Origin of the sequence: Bradyrhizobium sp. F1.13.3 (assembly GCF_040548265.1) — a bacterium.
In the GTDB taxonomy this organism is placed as follows: domain Bacteria; phylum Pseudomonadota; class Alphaproteobacteria; order Rhizobiales; family Xanthobacteraceae; genus Bradyrhizobium.
In genome coordinates this window covers 44,050-65,212 of the sequence record NZ_JBEPRI010000015.1, presented here as the reverse complement: position 1 = coordinate 65,212, position 21,163 = coordinate 44,050, and the positions used below count along the sequence as shown (strand labels likewise).

The 21,163-nt window shown below is 61.8% G+C and carries 24 protein-coding genes and 2 pseudogenes; 9 read left to right on the top strand and 17 right to left on the bottom strand.

Annotated features, from left to right (window positions below; genetic code table 11):
- Positions 1-40 precede the first annotated feature (40 nt).
- Positions 41-673 carry a response regulator transcription factor gene (locus tag ABIB66_RS32345; RefSeq protein WP_354257439.1) on the top strand — a complete coding sequence of 211 codons (633 nt, stop codon included), beginning with the start codon at positions 41-43 and terminating at the stop codon, positions 671-673.
- A gap of 571 nt (positions 674-1,244) precedes the next feature.
- Here the strand turns inward: ABIB66_RS32345 and dhaK are convergent.
- From dhaK to ABIB66_RS32275, 14 genes and pseudogenes are all read right to left on the bottom strand, one after another.
- The gene (gene dhaK / locus ABIB66_RS32340) at positions 1,245-2,234 is read right to left on the bottom strand and encodes a dihydroxyacetone kinase subunit DhaK (protein ID WP_354257078.1); all 990 of its coding nucleotides are present in this window, start codon (positions 2,232-2,234) and stop codon (positions 1,245-1,247) included.
- Between the two features lie 39 nt (positions 2,235-2,273).
- Positions 2,274-2,705, bottom strand: coding sequence for a hypothetical protein (locus ABIB66_RS32335; protein ID WP_354257075.1), 432 nt, complete (start codon positions 2,703-2,705; stop codon positions 2,274-2,276).
- Positions 2,702-4,300, bottom strand: coding sequence for a phosphoenolpyruvate--protein phosphotransferase (gene ptsP, locus ABIB66_RS32330; RefSeq protein WP_354257072.1), 1,599 nt, complete (start codon positions 4,298-4,300; stop codon positions 2,702-2,704). Before ptsP ends, ABIB66_RS32335 begins: the two co-directional genes overlap by 4 nt.
- A 5-nt stretch (positions 4,301-4,305) precedes the next feature.
- Positions 4,306-4,620 carry an HPr family phosphocarrier protein gene (locus tag ABIB66_RS32325; RefSeq protein WP_354257069.1) on the bottom strand — a complete coding sequence of 105 codons (315 nt, stop codon included), beginning with the start codon at positions 4,618-4,620 and terminating at the stop codon, positions 4,306-4,308.
- Positions 4,613-5,014: a dihydroxyacetone kinase phosphoryl donor subunit DhaM gene (gene dhaM, locus ABIB66_RS32320; RefSeq protein ID WP_354257065.1), complete on the bottom strand. Its 402-nt coding sequence runs from the start codon at positions 5,012-5,014 to the stop codon at positions 4,613-4,615. Before dhaM ends, ABIB66_RS32325 begins: the two co-directional genes overlap by 8 nt.
- Positions 5,011-5,625 (bottom strand): dihydroxyacetone kinase subunit DhaL, encoded by a 615-nt coding sequence (dhaL, locus tag ABIB66_RS32315; RefSeq protein ID WP_354257062.1) that lies wholly within the window; start codon positions 5,623-5,625, stop codon positions 5,011-5,013. The genes dhaM and dhaL overlap by 4 nt, the downstream gene beginning before the upstream one ends.
- The gene (locus ABIB66_RS32310; protein WP_354257059.1) at positions 5,622-6,629 is read right to left on the bottom strand and encodes an ABC transporter ATP-binding protein; all 1,008 of its coding nucleotides are present in this window, start codon (positions 6,627-6,629) and stop codon (positions 5,622-5,624) included. The genes dhaL and ABIB66_RS32310 overlap by 4 nt, the downstream gene beginning before the upstream one ends.
- A complete protein-coding gene (locus tag ABIB66_RS32305; RefSeq protein ID WP_354257056.1) occupies positions 6,622-7,719 on the bottom strand; it encodes an ABC transporter ATP-binding protein in 1,098 nt (365 codons plus the stop codon). The genes ABIB66_RS32310 and ABIB66_RS32305 overlap by 8 nt, the downstream gene beginning before the upstream one ends.
- A gap of 6 nt (positions 7,720-7,725) precedes the next feature.
- Positions 7,726-7,938: a hypothetical protein gene (locus ABIB66_RS32300; RefSeq protein WP_354257053.1), complete on the bottom strand. Its 213-nt coding sequence runs from the start codon at positions 7,936-7,938 to the stop codon at positions 7,726-7,728.
- Positions 7,935-8,888, bottom strand: coding sequence for a carbohydrate ABC transporter permease (locus ABIB66_RS32295; RefSeq protein ID WP_354257050.1), 954 nt, complete (start codon positions 8,886-8,888; stop codon positions 7,935-7,937). The genes ABIB66_RS32300 and ABIB66_RS32295 overlap by 4 nt, the downstream gene beginning before the upstream one ends.
- Positions 8,885-9,844 (bottom strand): carbohydrate ABC transporter permease, encoded by a 960-nt coding sequence (locus ABIB66_RS32290; protein WP_354257046.1) that lies wholly within the window; start codon positions 9,842-9,844, stop codon positions 8,885-8,887. Before ABIB66_RS32290 ends, ABIB66_RS32295 begins: the two co-directional genes overlap by 4 nt.
- A gap of 101 nt (positions 9,845-9,945) precedes the next feature.
- Complete coding sequence (locus ABIB66_RS32285) at positions 9,946-11,292, bottom strand: ABC transporter substrate-binding protein (RefSeq protein WP_354257043.1); 1,347 nt, start codon at positions 11,290-11,292, stop codon at positions 9,946-9,948.
- A gap of 305 nt (positions 11,293-11,597) precedes the next feature.
- Positions 11,598-11,953: pseudogene (locus ABIB66_RS32280) on the bottom strand (amino acid ABC transporter ATP-binding protein); the annotation flags it as partial.
- Between the two features lie 276 nt (positions 11,954-12,229).
- A complete protein-coding gene (locus tag ABIB66_RS32275) occupies positions 12,230-12,445 on the bottom strand; it encodes a DUF6894 family protein (protein ID WP_354257040.1) in 216 nt (71 codons plus the stop codon).
- 357 nt (positions 12,446-12,802) lie between these two features.
- Here ABIB66_RS32275 and ABIB66_RS32270 point away from each other — a divergent pair, with 357 nt between their 5' ends.
- Together ABIB66_RS32270 and ku are read left to right on the top strand one after the other, a co-directional pair.
- A complete protein-coding gene (locus ABIB66_RS32270) occupies positions 12,803-12,928 on the top strand; it encodes a hypothetical protein (RefSeq protein ID WP_354257037.1) in 126 nt (41 codons plus the stop codon).
- 712 nt (positions 12,929-13,640) lie between these two features.
- Positions 13,641-14,343, top strand: a pseudogene (gene ku / locus ABIB66_RS32265) (non-homologous end joining protein Ku); the annotation flags it as partial.
- Here ku and ABIB66_RS32260 read toward each other — a convergent pair.
- Positions 14,340-14,522, bottom strand: a complete 183-nt coding sequence (locus ABIB66_RS32260; RefSeq protein ID WP_354257034.1) for a hypothetical protein — start codon at positions 14,520-14,522, stop codon at positions 14,340-14,342. The pseudogene ku and the gene ABIB66_RS32260 overlap by 4 nt on opposite strands.
- 181 nt (positions 14,523-14,703) lie before the next feature.
- Between ABIB66_RS32260 and ABIB66_RS32255 the strand changes: the two genes are divergently transcribed.
- Positions 14,704-14,979: a hypothetical protein gene (locus tag ABIB66_RS32255; RefSeq protein WP_354257031.1), complete on the top strand. Its 276-nt coding sequence runs from the start codon at positions 14,704-14,706 to the stop codon at positions 14,977-14,979.
- A 388-nt stretch (positions 14,980-15,367) separates the two neighbouring features.
- Here the strand turns inward: ABIB66_RS32255 and ABIB66_RS32250 are convergent, their stop codons facing one another.
- Positions 15,368-15,634: a hypothetical protein gene (locus ABIB66_RS32250; RefSeq protein WP_354257028.1), complete on the bottom strand. Its 267-nt coding sequence runs from the start codon at positions 15,632-15,634 to the stop codon at positions 15,368-15,370.
- A gap of 407 nt (positions 15,635-16,041) precedes the next feature.
- Positions 16,042-16,305 (bottom strand): HlyD family secretion protein, encoded by a 264-nt coding sequence (locus ABIB66_RS32245; RefSeq protein ID WP_354257025.1) that lies wholly within the window; start codon positions 16,303-16,305, stop codon positions 16,042-16,044.
- On the opposite strand from ABIB66_RS32245, the gene ABIB66_RS32240 reads away from it, so the two are divergent.
- The 5 genes from ABIB66_RS32240 (at position 16,282) to ABIB66_RS32220 (ending at position 21,142) form a co-directional block, all read left to right on the top strand.
- Complete coding sequence (locus ABIB66_RS32240; RefSeq protein WP_354257022.1) at positions 16,282-17,307, top strand: GlxA family transcriptional regulator; 1,026 nt, start codon at positions 16,282-16,284, stop codon at positions 17,305-17,307. The two genes, ABIB66_RS32245 and ABIB66_RS32240, sit on opposite strands and share 24 nt — an antisense overlap.
- Positions 17,308-17,484: 177 nt before the next feature.
- Positions 17,485-17,871 carry a nuclear transport factor 2 family protein gene (locus tag ABIB66_RS32235; RefSeq protein ID WP_354257019.1) on the top strand — a complete coding sequence of 129 codons (387 nt, stop codon included), beginning with the start codon at positions 17,485-17,487 and terminating at the stop codon, positions 17,869-17,871.
- A 283-nt stretch (positions 17,872-18,154) separates the two neighbouring features.
- Complete coding sequence (locus ABIB66_RS32230; RefSeq protein WP_354257016.1) at positions 18,155-19,177, top strand: alcohol dehydrogenase catalytic domain-containing protein; 1,023 nt, start codon at positions 18,155-18,157, stop codon at positions 19,175-19,177.
- 39 nt (positions 19,178-19,216) lie between these two features.
- A complete protein-coding gene (locus ABIB66_RS32225; RefSeq protein ID WP_354257013.1) occupies positions 19,217-19,645 on the top strand; it encodes a nuclear transport factor 2 family protein in 429 nt (142 codons plus the stop codon).
- Positions 19,646-19,762: 117 nt separating this feature from the next.
- Positions 19,763-21,142 carry an aldehyde dehydrogenase family protein gene (locus ABIB66_RS32220; RefSeq protein WP_354257010.1) on the top strand — a complete coding sequence of 460 codons (1,380 nt, stop codon included), beginning with the start codon at positions 19,763-19,765 and terminating at the stop codon, positions 21,140-21,142.
- Positions 21,143-21,163: the final 21 nt, after the last annotated feature.

Below are 21,163 nucleotides of genomic sequence, written 5' to 3'. Positions count from 1 at the left end.
GGCTTGGTCTCCAATTCAGTCGAAAAGCAGCCAATTGCCAATGAATCGCCGGACCAAAACCGCGACTGAGATTTTCGTGCTTGAAGACGAACGCGGCGTGCGCGAAGTGCTTTCCATGGTTCTGACAAAGGCCGGCCATGAGGTCGTCTGCTTTGCCGACGCCGGGGCACTTCTCGCAACTGCTCGGACGCGCATTCCCGATTGCATGCTGCTGGACGTATTCGTTCCGGGCAAATCCGGCCTTGAGCTTCTCGCAGAACTGCAGGCGGACAAATATCCCGCTCCTGTCATTGTCATTTCTGGCCAGGGCGACGTTGCGATGGCGGTCTCCGCCATGAAGCTGGGTGCCCTCGATTTTATCGAGAAGCCCTTCCACAGCTGTGAATTGATCTCACGCGTCGAAGGCGCTCTTAAATCCTATGCGGGACGTCAAAGTGGGAGCACCGAGTTGGGGCCGCTGCATATTCCTGGTGCCGAACCGCTCAGCAAACGCGAGCGGGAAGTGTTGGAGCAGTTCGTCTCCGGCGCATCGAACAAGGAAGCGGCTCGGACCCTTGGGATTAGCCCGCGTACCGTCGAAGACCATCGTTCGCATATCATGAGGAAGGTCGGCGCAAGAAATTACGCCGATCTTATTCGTATTGTCATGAGGCCGACTCGGTATCCATCCTGAAGAAACATCCGACCGCGCTGAAGATGGTGTAAATGCTGATCGAAAAGTGACCCCCATCGGCGTCTTGGGGGCCCTTCAAGTCATTGATTGCCTTGAACCTGATCCATTAGACCCCCACGCCGATAAGCGCCAAGACCCCGCGCCGAAACACAGACGGCGTGCCGAAACTTGCGCGATCCCTCACCCCTCAGATGGCTTCGATACACCGGTGCAAACCCCGGATCCGCGATTCCGTTAAGTCAGCCCGGTGCTCGGATTGCAGTGCTTCCAAATACGTCGCAAAAATCTGCGCCTACCGGCGCGTGTGCGTAACGAAGTCAACGCTTTGAGTGCCTTTTGGCTGCAACGAAGCAGCATCGAATGGCGGAATCAAAATCGGCTTGACTTCGCACTGATGCATCCGGCGGCGTCGGGGGTTCGATTCCCTAGACCGCTACATGGCTAACGTGGAGGCGCTGTTCTCTTACCAGAGGGCAGCTTAACTCCTGGCCTCGCGCCTTGATAGGACTAGCGTCGCGGGAGCGAAGTCGATAGGTCATTGTTTGTGATCAACCCAAGCCGCGAGCTGTGATCAGACGCCCCACCGCAGAGCTGCTGTCTGCACCGGGGCATCCCATAATTTCGTCGACTGGCTATCAAGCACGGACACGGTGATCGAGACACCGGCCATATCGAGGGATGTGACGTAGGAACCGGTCAGGTAGCGCACCACTGCCACCCCCGCGCTGTCCAGAATCCGCTTTGCGGCATTGACCATCAAATAGAGCTCGATCAGAGGCGTCGCGCCAAATCCGTTGACGAGAAGCAGCACTTCGCTCCCCTTGCCGGGCGCAAGATCCTTCAAGATCGCATCGAGCAGCTCGGCGGAAATCGCATCGGCGGACGCCAGCGGAACCCTGCGCCGGCCGGGCTCGCCATGAATGCCGACGCCCATTTCCATTTCATTGTCGGCCAATGCGAAATTTGGCCGCCCTGCCGCCGGTACGGTGCATGGCAAGAGCGCCACCCCCATCGAGCGGGTGCGCCGGTTGACCTCTTCGCCGAGCGAGGCGAGAGCGGCAAGCGGCATGCCGGTCTCGGCTGCAGCGCCGACCATTTTTTCCACGATCAATGTCCCCGCGACGCCGCGACGACCGGTCGTATAGGTCGATTTCTCCACCGCCACGTCGTCGTTGGTCACCACGCTCGCAACTTCCCGCCCCGCCATCTCGGCTGCCATGGTGAAATTCATCACATCGCCTTCGTAGTTCTTGACGATGAAGAGCACGCCTGCGCCCGTGTCGACCGCCTCCGCGGCCTCGACCATCTGGTCTGGCGTCGGCGAGGTGAAGACTTGGCCGGGGCAAGCGGCATCGAGCATACCAAGGCCGACAAAGCCCGCATGCAGCGGCTCGTGTCCCGAGCCGCCGCCCGAAATCAGCGCGACCTTGCCCGGCTTCAACGTGCGGCGGCGGACGAATTTGCGCTCGGGGCCAAGAAGCAGGATATCCGCATGGGCTGCCGCGAAACCGTCCAGACTTTCTTCGAGTATCGCATCGGTGCTGTTGATCAGCTTTTTCATGAATGTCCTCCGGTCTGGTCTCATGTTCGAATCAAAGGCTCAACCCACATTTTCGGCATAGCGCGCCAGTTGCGCGGCGAAATCCACGATCAGCTGTTCGAGCGCACGGTTCTTCTTGTCGTCGCCGAGGTCGGGTACGGTCACCGAGACAATGCGGGTGCGCGCCTCGCGGTGCGGTGCGCGCAGCCGGCCGGGATGCGCGCGTCCATAGGCTTTGAGGAAAGCCGCACGCTCGGTGCCGGACAGATGGCAGACTTCGAAGATGATCGCGACATGCTTCGCCGGAATCGGAACCAGATACGCCGGATTGGTGATCTGGGTGACGAAGGAGCGGTTCTTGCCCAGCGCCGCCGCCAGCTTCAGCCGCGTTCCCGAGGGCCGATTGTCGAGCACCCGTCGCAGGATGGCCTTGTAATCCGCCACATTGCTGTCACCAGGCGCGCGGGTATTCTCGCCTGCCTCATCCGTCACGAACGTACCTTTGCGATTGCGGCTTTGAGCCGCGCGACGGCAATCGGCGACACCGAGAGAGTTGTCAACCCGGTGGCGATCAGCGCCGTGGTCAGTCGCGTATCGGCCGCGGCATCACCGCAGAGCGAGACCTCCACGCCGAGCTTTCGTCCGGCCTCGACAGTCCGCGAGATCAGTGCCAGCACCGCCGGATTGCCGCTGTCGTTGAGGTCCGCGACGGCACCGATATCGCGCGCCGCCGCCATCGTGTACTGGGTCAGGTCGTTCGAGCCGATGGAATAGAAGGCCGCGTCGAAATCCTCGGCGCGGAGCGCCGCCGCCGGGACCTCGACCATGATGCCGAGCGGCGGTCGGGCACAGGCGATGCCTTCCGCTCTGAGCGCCGCGAACTCTGCATCCAGGAGGGCATTCGCACGGTCGAGTTCCGAAGGGACCGCGATCATCGGCAGCATCACCTTCAGCACCCCGTGCACGGCCGCACGACACAGTGCCCGCAGTTGAACCCGAAACACGTCCGGCCGCGCGAGCGAGAGTCGGATGCCGCGAAGGCCGAGGAACGGATTGCGCTCGTCATCGATGGTCAAGCCAGCGATTGGCTTGTCGCCGCCGGCGTCGAGGGTGCGGATCGTCACCGGCATTCCCTCGGCCCAGTCGAGAATGCGCCGATAGACTGCATATTGCACGTTCTCGTCCGGCAGGCCCTGGGAGGCCTCGAACAGAAATTCCGTACGCACGAGGCCGATGCCGTCGCAGATTGCGGGATCGAGGCCAGCGAGATCCTCGGGCGCGGCGATATTGAGAAGGACCGCGATGGGCCGGCCGTCGGCCGTGCGTGCCGACTCGAGCCGGCCGTCATCGGCTGCGGCTTGCGCGGCATTCGCAAGCGCCATGCGGTGTTCGAACACGCGGCGCGTTTCCGGCTCGGGATCGAAGATCACGGTGCCGGCATTGCCGTCGACGAGCGCCAACGCCGGTGGCTGTCCGTTCCACGACAGTGGGCCGAGCCCAACGACCATAGGCGCCCCGCGCGCCCGCGCCAACATCGCAACATGCGAGGAAGGTGAGCCCGCAGCCAGCGCGATGGCGCCGCCGCGGGACCAGTCAGCGGCGAGAAAAGCGGAAGGCGTGATGTCGTCAGCCGCCACGATCGAGCCACTGGCAATCCTGGCGACCGTGTCCACGCCGCTCAGATGCGCGAGCACACGGTCGCGGATGTCGACGATATCGGCCGCACGGGCACGGAAATATTCATCTTCAGCAGCGCGATAGCCAGCTATCTCCACGTCGAGCGCCAAGCGCCAGGCGTGGTCGGCAGTGATCCCCTCCGAGATGACCCCATAGGCCGGATCCGCCAGCGCATCATCCTCAAGCATGGCGACCTGAAATTCCAGAATGTCGGCCACGTCGCCCTGGTTCGTCTTTATCTGCTCAGCGATCTCCGCTCTCGCACCTTCAATCGCCGCCCGCAGTGCCGCCGCCTCCTGCGCGGGATCGTCGCTCGCTGCCCGCCTGGTCGCGGCCGCAGTCAGCGTGGTGACCGGTCCGATCGCGAGACCCGGCGAGGCAGCACGGCCGATGAGATGAAACTCTGCCACAGCGATCAGGCCTCGCCGAAGCCGTCATGCACAAGCGCCAGTACAGCAGCAAGCGCTGCCTTGCCATCGGAGCCGGTAACGCGGAAATGCAGCGTTGCGCCCTGCGGCGCCTTCACACGCATGACCTTTACCGGGCTCTTGGCGTCCGTCCAGGGCCCGTCCACCGCGAGGGCGAGCTCGATCTTCGCGGTAAAACCCTTGGCGCACTGCGTGAGCTTGACCGAGGGGCGCGCATGAAGACCGACTTTGTTGACGAGAACCACCGAGGCTGTCAGCGGCACCGGCGTTTCGCCCGGCCGGCTGGCGTGAGCATCATGCATAGAATTCCTCCGCGCTACGTTTGACCGCGGCAAGCGGTGAGCCGCCCGAAGACTCGGTTGCCGCGATCACAGCTCCCTCGACCACCGGGGCATTGCAGACGACAACGCGCGCCCGTCGATCTTCAGGCAGCATTTCCACTGCCATCTCGGAATTTGTCTCCGCCCCGCCAAGATCAACCAGCACCGCCACGCCTGCCGGCGACCAGGCTGCCTCGATCGCCTCGAGGATTCCGGCAACATTGGTGCCGAGCCCTCCATCGATGTCGCCGCCTGTCCAGGCGAGCGGCACGGCGTTCCCTACCATCTGGCGCACCATATCCGCCGCGCCTTCCGCGATCTTGGGGGAATGTGAAACGATAACGATCCCGACATTGCCGGAATTTGAACTGCTCATGAACTTGCCTCGAACTCCAGGACCTTGACTGCGGCCCCGATCAAAAGGGACGCCGAACGCGAACCAGGGTCCATATGACCGATGGAACGTTCGCCGAGAAAGGACGCACGGCCGCGGATCGCAAGCATGGGCGTGGTGCGATCGGCCGCTTGCGCCGCTTCCGCCGCTATCGCCTTGGCATCGCCGCCGCCCGCCAACACGAGCTGGACCGGCACCAAGACATCCAGCAAGGTTTTCTGCCCCGCCTCCGAGCGCCCGCGCGCTTTGACGGCATCAATCGCCTTCTCCATCGCCGTGACGAGATCCGCTCGGATCGGCTGCTCCGGAAGCGCCTTGCCTAGCTCCACGAAGAAAGTGCCAACCAGCGGCCCGGAAGCGCCACCGACCTTCATCACCAGCGTCATTCCGATCGCCTTCAGCATTTCCGGCAACGATTTGTCGGCAAGGCCGGGGAGTGTCGCGAGCACGGCCTCGAAGCCGCGCTTCATGTTCAGCCCGTGATCGCCGTCACCGATCGCCTGATCGAGGCTCGTCAATTCGTCGGCGTGCTCGATCACGGATTCCGCCAATGCCCGCACCAGCTTTTCCCTGGCAAGCCGATCGAGAGTCATGCCGCGATCCTCCCGCCGGCCGCATCGAACAACAGCGGCTTGTTGAGTCGGAGCGACACGATGTCACCCGGGCCCAACCTCGCCTCGGGGTCGGCCAACGTCACGACCGGCTGGCCGCCGAGGTCGAGGTGGAGATGGCTCTGGTCGCCGAGATGTTCGACCCGCGTGACAGTTGCCGACACGTCTCCGCCGCTGCGTGCGATCGTCAGGTGCTCGGTACGCGCGCCGATGGTCTTGGCGCCTGGCGGAATGCCGGCGAATAGAGCCGCCGGCAGCAGGTTGATCATCGGCTGGCCAAGCCGCGCGGCGACATGGGCGTTGATCGGGTTCTCGTAAATCTCGCGCGGCGTACCGATCTGCATCAGCCGGCCAGCCTCGATCACGCCGATGCGCGAAGCCATAGTCATCGCCTCCGTCTGATCATGGGTGACGTAGAGAATGGTGGCGCCGAGATCGGTTTGGATGCGCTTGAGTTCGAGCCGCATTTCGCCGCGCAACTTGGCATCCAGGGAGGAGAGTGGCTCGTCCATCAAATAGATCGAGGGCGAGCGTACCAAGGCCCGGCCGATCGCGACACGCTGCATCTGCCCGCCCGACAACTGCGTCGCTTTGTTGTGCAGCTTTGTTTCGATGTGGAGAAGACGCGCAACCTCCTCGACCTTCGCACGAATCTCGGCCTCGGGTACGCGGCGGATCGGCGCACGTAACGCAAAGGCCATATTCTCGAACACGCTAAGATGCGGATACAAGGAATATTGCTGGAAGACGAAGGCGACGTCGCGATCGGCCGGCGCATCGCCGGTCACATCACGTCCACCGATCCGGATCGAACCGCTGTCTGGCCTCTCCAGTCCGGCGACAAGCCGCAGCGCCGTCGTCTTACCGGCACCCGTCGGCCCCAGTAACGCAACGAATTCGCCGTCTCCCACGGTGAGAGACAGGTCGACAACCGCTTGCGTGTGGCCGAACGACTTGGCGACCGCCCTGATCTCGACTTCAGCCATGCGCACCTCCTTCATGCAAAGCGGTGCGGATGGCCCGACCCGACACCTTGTCGAAGATCGAGAGTGTGTCGGGCCGGAAGTCGAGCCCGACACTCTCTCCAGTCCGAAAGCGCATGCTGCTGGGTGAACGGGCCTTGAGTGCGCCGTAGCGCGTCGTAACGGTCACGATCTGCGTCGTGCCGAGATATTCCGACCCATAAACCTCGCCCCGTACCATGCCGCGATCGGTGAACCGCACATGCTCCGGCCGGACCCCGAGGACGAGATCGCTTTCCGTCAGCTCCTCGCGTGCCGCAGGAATTGCGACTTCGCGCTCGGCCAGCCAGACCGCCTGCGCGCCGACTTGCAGTCGACCGTGGAACGGCAGGAAATTCATAGGTGGTGAACCGATGAAATCTGCGACGAAAAGCGAAGCAGGCCGGTCGTAGATGTCGCGCGGGCTCGCGACCTGCTCGACGACGCCGTTGTTCATCACGGCGATCATGTCGGCCATCGCCATGGCCTCGAGCTGGTCGTGGGTGACATACACCGTCGTCGCGCCGAGTCGGTCATGCAGCGCGCGCAATTCATGGATCATCGCCTCGCGCATTTCGGTGTCGAGTGCGCCGAGCGGCTCGTCCATCAGGAAGCATTTTGGCTTGCGGACGATGGCTCGCCCAAGTGCGACGCGCTGCCGGTCGCCGCCCGCGAGGCCCGACACCGATCGGTCGAGGAGATGGGAAATGCGCAGAATCCGGGCAGCTTCCACCACCCGCCGGTCGCGCTCGGCCGCTCCAATTCGCTCGCATTTCAGCGGAAAGCCGATATTGCGTCGGACGTTCATGTGCGGATAGAGCGCAAACAGCTGGAACACGAAGGCGATGTCGCGCGCCGAGGCGCGATTCATCGTAACATTGTCGCCGCCGAGCCTGATGGTGCCGGCCGTCGGCAATTCCAGCCCTGCGATCATGCGCAGTGTTGTCGTCTTGCCGCAGCCGGAAGGCCCGAGCAGGCAGAGGAACTGGCCGTCTTCCACCGTGAAGCTGGCGGCCTTGACCGCATGGAACGTCCCGAAGGATTTGTCGAGCGCTTCGACCCTGATCTGTGCCATCGCGCCTCACTCCCTGACCTTCGAGACGATGGTGAACATCACCGTCCCGAACAGCGTGGTCGCGAACGACCACGAATAAAGGGTGAGGAAAAATGGCTGCATCAGCATGACGACGCCCGCGGCGATGATCGTCGTCGCAATGGCCTCCAGCGGACCGCGTCGCAATATCCTTTCAGCGAAGCCGCGTCGGAGCGTGGATGTGTTCGCATCGAGACTCATTTGCGGACGGCTCCAAAGGTGATGCCGCGCAGGAGGTGCTTGCGCAAAAGCACCGTGAAGACGACGATCGGCACCAGGAAGAACGTCGTACCGGCCGCTACTGCTGGCCAGTCCTGGCCGCCCTCGCCGATGATGATCGGTATGAACGGCGGCGCCGTCTGCGCGTTACCGGAGGTCAGTAGCACCGCAAAGGCGTATTCGTTCCACGCAAAAATGAGGCAGAAGATGGCCGTCGCTGCGATTCCCGTCGTCGCCTGCGGCAGCACGACTTTCACGAATGCCTGGAACCGGGTGTAGCCGTCGATCATCGCCGCCTCCTCGTACTCCCGCGGGATTTCGTCGATGAAACCCTTGAGAAGCCAGACGGCGAGCGAAACGTTGACCGATGTGTAGAGTAGGATCATCCCGAGCCGGGTGTCCGAAAGCCCGACGGTGCGGTACATCAGGTAGATCGGGATCGCGACCGCGATCGGTGGCATCATCCTCGTCGACAGAATGAAAAAAAGCAGGTCGTCCTTCAGCGGCACGCGGAACCGCGAGAACCCATAGGCCGACAATGTGCCCAGTGTGACGGCGAGCATCGTCGAACCGAACGCGATGATCAGCGAATTGACGAAACGCGGTACATAGTTCGACGGCCCGACCACGACCATATTTCGGCTGCGCGCGATGCCGTCGCAAAGCCCCTGCGGCGGGCCCAGCGTCTGAATGAATTCCGGCGTCTGGCGCGAGCGGGTTGTGAATAGATTGCAGTAGCCTTCGAGCGACGGCTTGAACAGTATCTTCGGGGGATAGGAGATCGCATCGTCGGGCGACTTGAACGAGGTGAGCACAATCCATAGCAGCGGAATCATGGTGACGATGGCATAGAGTATGACGAGCAGGCCGGCGAAGCGGCGTACCTCGGCCGACGGTTCGACCACTGAGTGGGCTGTATTTGCGGCGCTCATCGGTTTTTCACCCGGTTCAGCGCCTTGACGTAGATGTTGGCGAGGCCGAACACCGTCACGAACAGAATGATTGCGAAGGCCGAGGAATAACCGGTTCGCCAACTTTCAAAGGCTGCCCGCTTAAGCGTGATCGAGGCAACTTCCGTGGTCGAGCCCGGCCCACCGCCGGTCAGCAGGTTGACCATGTCGAACATCTTGAAGTTCTCGATACCGCGAAAGAGCACCGCGAGCATGATGAACGGCAGCGCCATCGGCAGCGTGATCGACCAGAACTGCCGCCAATTCGACGCGCGGTCAACCTCTGCCGCTTCATAAATGTAATCGGGAATCGAGCGCAGTCCCGCCAGGCAAATCAGCATCACGTAGGGCGTCCACATCCAGGCATCGACGATGACGATGGCCCAGGGACTGAGTGTCACGTCTCCCAGCATCTGGAACGACGAAGCGTCGCGCCTCGTGAAGAAAGCGACCACGTAATTGAACAATCCGATCTGCGGCTGATAAAGGAAGGTCCAGAAATTACCGACGACCGCCGGCGAAAGCATCATCGGCAGCAGGATGATGGTGGTCCACATGCCATGGCCGCGGAATTTCTTGTCGATGAGGAGGGCAAGACCAAATCCGAGCACGGTCTCGATGAGCACGGTCCAGATCACGAAATGCGCCGTCACCTGCATCGCGGCCCAGATATCCGGATCGGTCAGGATCGACTGGTACCAGTCGGTGCCCAGCCATATCGTCGGCGCGTTCGCCCGATTGGCACGGTAGTTGGTAAACGAGAGATAGATCGTCCACAGCAGCGGGAAGATATTGATCGCCAGCAGCAAAACGATCGTCGGCGTGATGAAGAGCCAGGCGAGCGCCTGGTCCGACAGGCCCCGGATGCGGCGCGCCAGGGCTGGTCGAACCGGGACGGCCCTGTAGGTGATCTGCGACGAGGCACTCAAATCGTTCATGGCTTGGTCAATCCTCGCGCCGGGAGCGTCAGCTATGCCACAGCTGCCGGCAATCCCGAAGAGAACCTGGAGCGCGCCCGCGTGCGCTCCAGGCGGTTGCCTTAGAACTTCTTGCCTTCTTCCTTGAAAATGGCTTTCCAGTCCTTCACCAGTCCGTCGAGCGCTTCCTGCGCAGTGCCCTTGTCCGCCACGACGTAGTCATGCACGCGCTTCTGTTCGGCTTGCAGGAGTTGCGCATAGGAGGGCTCGGCCCAGAAGTCCACGACCATTCCCATCGACTTCAGAAACTCCCCGGCGAACGGCGCACTGTTTGGGAAGCTCGGATCGTTCAACACGGACTTGGCGCAGGAATAGCCGCCAAGCGCCCACCACTTCTTCTGCACATCTCCGCCGGAGAACCATTTGATATACTGCAGTGCCTCGCCCTGGTTCTTGGAATAGGAAACGACCGAGATACCCTGCCCGCCAAGCTGCGTCGCCTGGGTCGCGGGTCCGGCGGGATTGCTGAAGAAGCCGATCTTGTCACCACCGACGTTCGGATCCTTGTAGAGGCCGGGGAAGAAGGCGAAGAAGTTCATCTGGAGTGCGACTTGCCCCGACTTGAACGCGTCAAGGCCTTCGGACATGTAGGAGTTTGATGCGCCGGGCGGTGTGCAGCACTTGTAGAGCTCCTTGTAGGCCTCGAGCCCCTTCACGGCGCCGGGCGAGTTGACGAGCCCGTCCATTGAATACGGCTTCTTCGGATCCTGATATTGGAAGCCATAATCATACAGGTAGTTCGAAACGCCCATGGTGATGCCTTCCGAGCCGCGCTCGGTGTAGATCGAAGCGCCATAGACCTTCTTGCCGTCGATCTCGCGGCCCTGGAAGAACTTCGAGATGTCTCGCAGTTCGTCGAGCGTCTTCGGCGCAGCGAGATCGCGGCCGTACCTGGCCTTGAAGTCCTTCTGGATCTCTGGCCGCGCAAACCAGTCCTTGCGATAGGTCCAGCCCACGGCGTCACCCATGGCCGGCAGCGCCCAATAGTTTGGCGTATTCTTCGGCCACTCCGAATAGCCGACCACGGTGGCCGGCATGTAATCGTCCATGCTGATCCCTTCCTTCTTGAAGAAATCGTTGAGCTTGACGTACTGGCCGTTCTCCGCAGCGCCGCCGATCCATTGCGAATCGCCGATGATGAGATCGCACAACGAGCCGTGCGAATTGAGCTCGTTCAGGAAACGATCGGCATAATTGGTCCACGGCACGAATTCGAACCTCATACCGATGCCGGTCTTGGCGGTGAAGTCCTTCGACAGTTCGACCAGTGCGTTTGCAGGGTCCCAAGCGGCCCAGCACAGCGTGATGGTCTTGGCCTGCGCGTGCGCAGGGGTAGTCCCCACTCCGGCACTGAGCGCGGATGCCAGAACTCCGAAACTCGTAAGAAGCGCCTTCACTGTCTGTTGCATAACGCTTTCCCTCCCAGTGGGGCCGGCCATCGACATGGCGCGACTCTCCAACCCGCTCGAATGCTTCGAGCAGAGCGATACAGTCCTTCACGGCTGAACGACTAAACGGACGTTTCCTCGTGCCTGCCTGGATTCTTAGGGATTCAGCCAAGCTCGATTTGTTTAGTGAACCACGAGATACTAAACATTGCAAGCAGGCGATCGGCCGGAAACACGTTCGCGTCTACGGAAAACGCCGCGATGAGCGCCTGCCGCACGGCCTCGAGGGCCGCGAGATGAAGCGGTCGAGTTGCCTTCGCGGCTTTAAGGATCTCGCCAACGAACTGCTTGGTGCGAGCGTGCTGCGGATTGCGGAAGAAAGCGTCGGGTGTGCCTTCTTCGATGATCTGCCCTTCAGCCATAAAGATGACGCGGTAGGCAACCTGACGGGCACAGCCCATCTCGTGGGTGACGCAAATCATGGTCATGCCGTCGTTGGGAGGCCGATCATCGTATCGAGCACTTCCTTGACCGTTTCCAGGTCGAGAGCCGAGGTCGGTTCGTCGAACAGCATCACCTTGGGCTGCATGCAGAGCGCACGCGCCATCGCCACACGTTGTTGCTGACCGCCCGAGAGCTGAGCCGGATACTTCTCGGCCTAATCACCAATACGCACCCGCTCACGGCCTTGTAGGTCTTTACCTTTCCCGCTGGTAATTCCTGGATGTGCGAATAGCCGGCGAACCAGTGCGAGGGCAGCCATGATGAACGATCGCAGCACTTGCCCTCCTTGCGCACTCGCCGCCACCAGCCCCGACCGGCCCCGACAACCGTCTCCAGGCCGGCTCTATTGTCGCGATGTACTGCTCGACATCCGCGATCGACAACCTGCAGTCAAAGGTCCAAGATTTTCAGCATGGCCAGCACGGCCATTTTTCCCTGAGCTGCATGCCTGCGCTCAGATATCGTCGACTGGAATGACGCAGACTGCCCTCCCATGTTCGTCGACAACATGGATTGAGCAATTGCGTCCGACGAGCTCGGGGCGTGTCTCGCGTAGCGACCGTGCCAGCTTAATGGCCTCGATCTGCGCGGCCGTCTCGTCAGCCAGATCGTGCACGCCGTGGTCTGAGATAATACGGCTGTCGATGAGCTTGAAATGAAAATCAGTCATGGAGGAGCACCGCTGCAAGTTCCTTGCCACACCCGCCTGCCTAAAAAGGATGCTTCCAGCATTGGAACAGGGGTGAATGCAAGATGATTGCTTAGCGAGATCGCCGTTCGTCACCGTGGCGATCTCATGCTGTTCGTCTCGCAACGGAGCGGGCGATGTTCTTGATGTTCGAACAATTGTCGCCCGGAAAGATGGGGCATCGGGAGTTCAAGTGCCCTCGGTGCGCGGCGTGGCCACGACTCATGAAAGTCGATCCACACCCACACGGGTCCGACTGCCTCTACGAATGCAGATGCGGCGCTCATATCTGGTACCACGCATTGAACGCCCCCCACAAATGAACAAAACGGAGCCTCTATGTTGCTCGCTTATTTCCCGCTGATTGTGCTCGATAGCTTCGCAAACATGTTGATCGTTACGCTGCAACCGACGCAGTCGCGGAAGCCGAACGGCACTGAACCCACGATCATCCTGCTCGAGTGAGCACTGAACCGAGCCAAAGGGTATTGATGATCGGTACCCGACTGGACTCCGCACCTAGCCAGCGTCGGGACGTCGCGCAAGGACGGCCGAGACAATGGCCGGCCGAGACAAAGGCCGACAGCCGGATAGGCAGCTCACAGCAACCTCTCGGCCTCGACCGTGCGGCGCAGCTCCGAGAACGCCTCCGGTGGAAGTAGCTCGCGACCATGTGCTCGTATAGCCGCGGTCATGAACACGAGGACTACGACACGCGGACCGCCCTCCAGTGAGGATTGGATGGAAGTACACTAAACGCCCCCAGCTGGTTTGAACACTCGGCTTTCGCGCGGAGATCAGCCGATGCAATCGTACTTTTCGCCGTCAACTCCGTCGCGAGGTAGCCTTACTGGTCGTCAAGCTCTGATCGTTCGGCACGTAGGTCATATTCTTCAGTCAGATCCTTGAGCCTTTCCGCGAACAGCGAGTGTGCCGCACCTTCGGCTAGTTGACGCAACCACACGGCCCTCTTGCGCGACCTTTCCGTGTCAAGATCACTATGAGCTTTCGCATTTGAATGCATCTCTGCTTTCTCTCCCGTGCTCACAGAAAAGCCGCCCCAAAGAGCGGCCTTTCCATCCTTGGGCGTAATTGTGTGCGGCGTTCGAGCGCCGTCTTTGGCAGACCTCGAAGCATACCCACACTCCTCGGGTTATTACCATCCTGCAGCGCACCAAAACCTTTACTCGAGGAGATCGCGCTGGAGTCGACCCGGACCATCGAGATCGACGAGTTCGTCGACCGCAGCGACATCGATCCGCGCTATCTGATTAAGCCCTACTACATCCGTCCGGACGGCAAGGTCGGCCACGACGGCTTCGCCGCGATCCGCGAGACCATTCACGAAATGGACCGAAATGGACAAGGTCGCCATCGGTCGGGTCGTGCTGACCAACCGCGAGCACATCATCGCTCTGGAGCCGATGGATAAGGGTCTCGTCGGCACGCTGCTCCGCTATCCGTACGAAGTTCGCAGCGAGCAGGAGTATTTCGACGAGATTCAGGATGTGAAGGTCACGAAGGACATGCTCGATCTTGCCAGGCACATCGTGAACCAGAAAGCCGGCCGGTTCGACCCCGAAGAATTCGAGGACCACTACGAGACCGCCCTGATCGAGCTCATCAATCAGAAGCGCGCCGGCAAACCGATCACGCCGAAGGAGAAGCCTGCCGCGACCAACGTCGTCAACCTGATGGAGGCGCTGCGGCGGAGCGTCGGTCAGGAGGCCGCGCCGGCGAATGCCTCCAAGCCCGCCAAGAAGCCGCGCAAGGCTGCCGCTGGCCAGAAGGAGATGCTGATGCCGATCGCCGGCAAGAAGCCGGCCAAGGAGGCCGCCGCGAAGAAGGCCCCGCCGAAGTCGCAGCGCAAATCGGCCTAACTCGTTTGTTTCGGCGGGCTCGGCGCCGGGAGCCCATACTTTTCGGCCCGTTTTGCTGCGAGCTCGCGATAGGCATTCGCCTGCTTGAGCAGTTCTGCCTTGAACTTGGGGCCGGTTTCCCGCTCCGCCAATTCTTCGAACTGGAGCGCTCGTTCGATGTACTCGGTCAGCAACTTCACCGGAGGACCCCGCCGATCTCCGCTGTACCCCTATACTCCGCCAAGCGCCTCGGTCCAGAGCATTGTTCGGTGCGCGTCGGTGCTGAGTTGCCTTCGCTCGTCTCCGCCTCATCATCGAACCTAAGCAGAGGCAGGGTAGACTGATCCTCATGCGGGATTTTGACGCGAGAAGGAGGACATCATGGGTAGATCGCTTGGGCCGACAATGCTGGCTGTCGCGGTTCTCTTCAGCCCCGATGCGCAGGCGCAGCCGCTTGCGGGAGCCGACAATCCGCAGGAGATGCTGGCGGCGCAGATCCGCATGCAGGGGTTCGCATGCGACAAGACGCTTGGGGCGGCGAGGGACAAGAAGCGCTCCCGGCCGGACTACGCCGTCTGGACGTTGAAATGCAGCAACGGGACGTACCGGATCGGACGCTCGCCCGACATGGCAGCCAAAATCGAAACCGTTCGATGAGGTGGTCCTCGACCGGCTAGGCGGGTCCACGTCCGCTCGGTCGACGAAGTGGGAGAGCTCGCACAAAATGCTGATGCCGACCGCCGCAAGAAGCCGCATGCAGCAGCAAGAGACCTTGGCCAGGTCGGAGCGGAAGTCGGCTGGCGCCTAGGCAATTCGCTGCGGTACAAGCACCTCAATGAAGGTGGCCGCGAAGCCGTTCGATCAGCTCGAGCAGATCTTTCACGTACTCCTCGACAACCCGGCGGGCCTCCTCCGTGCGCGAAGGCTTCGTCTTGGTCTCTTTTCCGCCGTTGGGAGGATCCTGAACCGGCCGCTTCATGACCGGACGGTGAGGCGACGACGGAGGGCCCCATTGACCTGGGTCAAGGAGAAGCATCCGTCCCTTCTAGACGTCGGGCGGACACTCGGGGCACGTGTCGCCGATCGAATCCAGCACGTCCCGTACTTCGGCCACGGCTTCGTCCGGAGAGCTTCTCGGCGGCGGGTCCCGACGTGCGATGTCGAAGGCCCGCTCGCGGGCGTGCGGGTCGGCACGATCCTTCGCCCAGCCGTGCTCCTCGCATTCGTGGATGGCGCCGGCGTCCTGTAGCACGTGGATGGCCCAGCCGCGCAGCGTCTGGATCGCCGGCCGTCTTTCCTTCGTCATCAGCATCGAGACAGCTCCTGCCGTGGCGAAGCCTATGGCGTGGGTCCGTAAAATTGACGAATGGCGCCGGGCCCAGCCAGATCTGCCCAATGTCTCGGAGGCCATTCGCAGGCTTGTGGAAGCGGTCTGGAAGCCGGAAAGAAACGCAAGTGACGGCGGGTTTGCGGTATTCGATCCGAAGTGCATTCGCGAATGCAAAGGTGGCAGCCCCGCGAGATGCCGACGATCTAGAAAAGAACCCGGTGAGCTGAGCGATATAGCCGCAGCAGAGCGGCAGGGACTGTTCGATACCGAAACTCGCTGCCGCGGATCGACCGCGCCGACCGCTTCTTTGCAGCGCGGGCGCAGTTGTAAACCACTACGGGGCGCAAGCGCTTCGGCGACCTCGGCTAGATGAATCAGCAGCATCGCTGCTACCAGCTGATCTTCCCGATCGATGCAGTCGCCGTACGGCCAGCGGCGAGAAGAAGGTCCGGCGGCACATTGTCGAGCTTGATACGCGCGGGGATCCGTTGCGCGACGCGTACCCAGCTGAACGTCGGATTGACGGAAGCCAACAAGTTGCTGCTGGTGCTGCGGTTCTGGTCTTCGATACCGTTGAGAAGGCGACGGCTCTGGCACGGCGCTCCGCAATCCGGCATAATGGCGCAATCATGAAAGCCGATGCTGGAAAGCACTTTCTTGCCATAAGCGAGTCCAAGCCGCGTCACATCGGCATTCTTGCTTATCCGGGCGTCGCGTTGCTCGACGCCGTCGGTCCGCTCGAGGTCTTTGCCGCCGCTAATATCGTTCTCGCCAGGCGTTCACCGCCCTGCGCCAAAGCCTATCACGTTGAAATCTGGTCAGAGCGCGTCGGAGCCATCGACGGATCCTGTGGCGTTAGCTTGAACGCGACGCGCTCGATTGCGGCGGCAGACCCTTTCGAGCTCGATACCCTGATCGTGGCCGGCTCGCCCGGGGTTGGCACCCTCATATCCAGCCCTTGTGTCGATTGGCTCCGGGAAGCCACGGGAGGAATCCGCCGGGTGGGCGGGATCTGCACCGGTGTTTTCCTGCTGGCAGAAGCCGGCCTGCTGGATGGTTGCCGCGCCGTGACCCATTGGGCCTTTTGCGATGAACTGGCGCGGCGCTACCCTGCGATCCGGGTCGATCCCGATCCGATCTTTCTGCGAGACGGTCGATTCTACACGACGGCCGGCATGACCGCAGGCATGGATCTCGCCCTCGCCCTGGTGCAGGACGATCTCGGACGCGATGTCGCACTTGCGACTGCCCAACTGCTGGTGATTTTCCTCAAGCGGCCCGGGGGCCAGTCACAATTCAGCGCCCACCTCGCGGCGCAGCTTGACGGCGACGGTCCGATCGCCGGACTACAGAGCTGGATCCTCGATCATCTCGATACCGATCTTACCATCGAGGCGCTTGCGGAACGCGTGCATATGAGCCCGCGTAACTTCGTGCGCAACTTCGAGCGCGAGGCCGGCACACCGCCCGGCGTCTTTGTCGAACGGGCGCGCCTCGATGCAGCACGCCGCGCTATTGAGGACGGCGAGGATCAACTTGAGATCATCGCCAGGCGATGCGGCTTCACCAGCGCCGAAATCCTTCGCCGCCTCTTTCAGCGACGCCTGGGCGTGAGCCCGACGGCCTACCGGAGCCGCTTTCGATCGGCGCACTGACGGGCAAGAAGGCGAGACGATGTTGCGCACCTTGAAAGTGGTCGAGTCCCGGCCTGACGCGAGACGGCCCCGATCCCAAATTTGGCACGAAAGGTGGGAGGGATGGCATGGTCCGGAGGGGTGTGGGCTCGGTAAACTCAGCCCGCATGCAGAGCGGCTGAGCGGCGGAGTGTACCGATGGAAGACGCAAAACAGATCGCCCTTCGCGCGTTGACCGGCGCCTTCATCGACCGCGATCCAGGTGGGGTGGAATGCTATTTCGCCCCCGACTACATTCAGCACAATCCCGCCATTCCAAACGGGCGGACCGCCATTCCCGGTATTATTAAAAGCTTGAGCAAAGACTTTTCCTATGAGCCCGGCATGGTCGTGGCTGAGGGCAATCTGGTCATGGTGCACGGCCGCTATGTCGGCTGGGGACCGAAGCCGATGGTGGCGGTCGACATTTTCCGCGTGGTGAACGGCAAGTTGCTCGAGCACTGGGATGTGATGCAGGAAGAAGTGCCCGCATCCGCGACGGCGAGCGGCAATCGCATGTTCAGCTCCGTCGGCCGCGGCTCGTGACTGGCCTGGCGGCCGCAAGGATGTCGTGGCACGCCCGTCAAGCTTCGATTCGAGTTGAGCATTCGCCGACCGCTTCGTTGGCCAATTGTCCGCCGTGGCGCTTAGCATGAGCAGCGCCAGCACCGTCAGACAGGAGCTGAAGAGCGCACGTCGGATCCCGTGGCTTTGTGCTCAAACCGCAGCGTCTCGTATTTGGGCAGGGAACGTCGGGCCATTGGCATGGTCGCAGACGGTGTCGCCTCGCTAGAGTTCTGAACTGTAACAACGAACAGCGGAGGGAAAAGTGGCGAAGAACCTGTCCACCTATCGCGCAGTCCAAGCGGTGAGCAAAGGCAAGCTGGAGCTGGCCGAAAAGCCACTGCTTGATCCGCCCGCGGGCCACGTCCGCATCCGCGTCGAAGCCTGCGGCGTATGCCATTCGGACGCCATAACCGTGGATGGGCTCTTGCCGATCCAGTATCCGCGAGTGCCTGGCCACGAAGCGGTTGGAAAGATCGATGTCATCGGCCCGGGCGTCGAAGGCTGGCGCGTCGGCCAACGCGTCGGCGTCGGCTTTCTCGGTGGCAATTGCGGGTATTGCGAATACTGCCGCGACGGTGATCTCGTGAACTGCACAAACCAGGCGTTCACCGGCGTTCAGCATGATGGCGGCTACGCGGAGGTGATGATCGCAAAAGCGAGCGGTTTGATGTCCGTGCCGGACGAATTGTCATCGGTCGACGCAGCTCCGCTGCTGTGTGCCGGCATCACGACGTTCAGTGCCCTCCGGAATTCCCCCGCGCGGGCGGGCGACCTGGTCGCGATATTCGGGGTCGGCGGGCTTGGCCACCTGGGTGTGCAATATGCCCGTCACATGGGATTTGAGGTGGTCGCGATCGACCGCGGCGCCGACAGAGCCGAGCTCTCGAAGAAGCTTGGCGCGCACCACTATATCGACGGCTCCACTTCTGATGTCGCAAAGGCGCTCGAGGCGCTCGGCGGCGCTGCGGTGGTTGTGGCGACCGCGTCGGGCGGCAAGGCGGTCGCCGCGGCGCTCGGTGGCCTTAGACGCGGCGGCGTTGTGATTTCACTCGGCGCGACCGACGAGCCAATCGAGCTGTCAGCGTTTGAACTACTCTTCAAGGGCTTGGGCGTCGAGGGTGCGCTGACAGGGACGCCGTCGGCTGGCGACGCGACGCTCAAATTCAGCGCGCTCAGCGATGTCGCCGCCATGGTCGAAACCATGCCGCTCGAACGGGCCGCGGAAGCTTACGCCAGGATGATGTCAGGGCAAGCGCGTTTCAGGATGGTTCTCACCATGGTCTAGGCAGCGTCGCCAGCACCATCAGCTCCAATGGAGGTCACAATGAGTAACAGCCAGGACCTGAAGGCAATCACTAAAAAGTTTTTCGCCGCTTACGATGCGCACGACGTCGACGGCATGCTGGCCCTTTGCGCCGATGGCGCGCAGGGGCGGTACCTTCCCTACGGCAAGAACATTGTCATGCCGATCCGGGGCGGCCTTGAACAAATCTGGCGCGGCCTGCTGGGAGCAGTGCCGGATTTCGGAGTCGAGGTCGACGAGATGATCGAGGCCGAAGGCAACATCGTCGTTGTGCAGGCGCTGCTCGGCGGTGCCATGCCGGCGGATGTCCCTGGCCTTGTGACGAAAGGCAAGTCCGACCGCATCGCCCACGCTTACATCATTCGCTACGACGCGTCCGGAAAGATCACGCGCCTCGATTGCTATTGGGACAACACCGCCATCAACGCCATCATGGCGAGCGCTTTGTAGGGAAATTCCGTCGAAGGACGGGATAGGTCAGACGTTCGAGGAGAGCGGCGCGCGCCGTCGAGCCTTCGAGGAAAGAAATCTGAAGACAATCCTGTCATCCATCCAGTGGAGGCTTGAATGAGTCAGTTTCAGAAAATATTCGACGCACAGAAGGCGCTGTTTGTCTCGGGCGTCACTCGTACCCATGAATGGCGCGTCGACCAGCTCGACCGCATGGCCCGCATGATCCGGGAGAACGAGGAACGCTTCCAGAAAGCGATGGCGAAGGAGTTCAAGACCGCATCGCAGGAATATATCTTCGAGACGGCGGCATCGGCTGGCGAGAGCGAGGTCCAGAAGAGCCAGCTGAAAGAGTGGATGAAGCCCGTGGAAGCGCCCGTGCCACGCTTTCTCGCCAAAACCGGCCACAAGGGAATGATTTATCGCGAGCCTTACGGCGTGGCGCTCATCATTGGCCCCTTCAACGGACCCCTGCTCCTGCTGATCCGTCCGGCGCTGGCGGCGCTCGCGGCCGGAAACACCTGTATACTCACGCTGAGCGAAGCACTTCCGGAAACGACCAAGGTGCTGCTCGACCTTGTCCCGAAATATTTCGATCCGGCCGCGGTGACCATGGTGGCTGGCGGCAAGGAACAGAACACTGAACTCCTGAAGCTGCCGAACGACTTCATCTTCTTCACCGGCAGCACCTTCGTCGGCAAGATCGTCGCCCGGGCGGCCGCCGAGACCCTGACGCCCGTTCTGCTCGAACTCGGTGGCATGAACCCGGCGGTCGTGGACGAGACGGCGAACATTGCCGATGCGGCCAAAAAGATCGTCTGGGGCGCGATGGCCTGGGGCGGCCAGTGGTGCACCTCGCCGGGCTACGCCTATGTCCATGAATCGGTGGCCGAGCAGTTCGTCGCCGAGGCCAAGAAGGCGTTGGTTGAGCTCTTCGGCAATGACCCGAAAACCAATTCCGACTACTCGCGCGTCATCAACGCCCGCGCGGTGGACCGACTGGCCGCGCTCGTCGATCCCGCCAAGGTCATCGCCGGCGGCAAGGCAGACCGCGATGCGCACTACCTCGATCCCACGCTTCTTTATCCGATCACCTGGGAAGACAAGATCATGGAGGACGAGGTCTTCGGACCCATCCTGCCGATCCTGACCTATAAGTCCTTCGATGAGGCGATGGCGCGGATGGCGAAAACGGGACGGCCGCTCGCCGGCTTCATCTTCAGCCGCGACCAGAAAAACATCGACCGGTTCATCGGCCAGTTGTCCTTCGGTGGAGGCGCCGTGAATCTGGTGAATGTTCACCTGTTCGTGGAAACCATGCCGTTCGGTGGCACCGGCTCCGCCGGACTGGGGCACTACTACGGGAAATACGGCTTCGATGCCCTCACGCACGCGAAGTCGATGCTGATTTCCCCGCCCGACGTCGCGATCGAGCATCTTTACTCGCCATACACCGAAGACAAGAACCGCCAGCTGGCGGGATGGTTCGAATACTGAGGCGATCATGGCCCTGGCCAC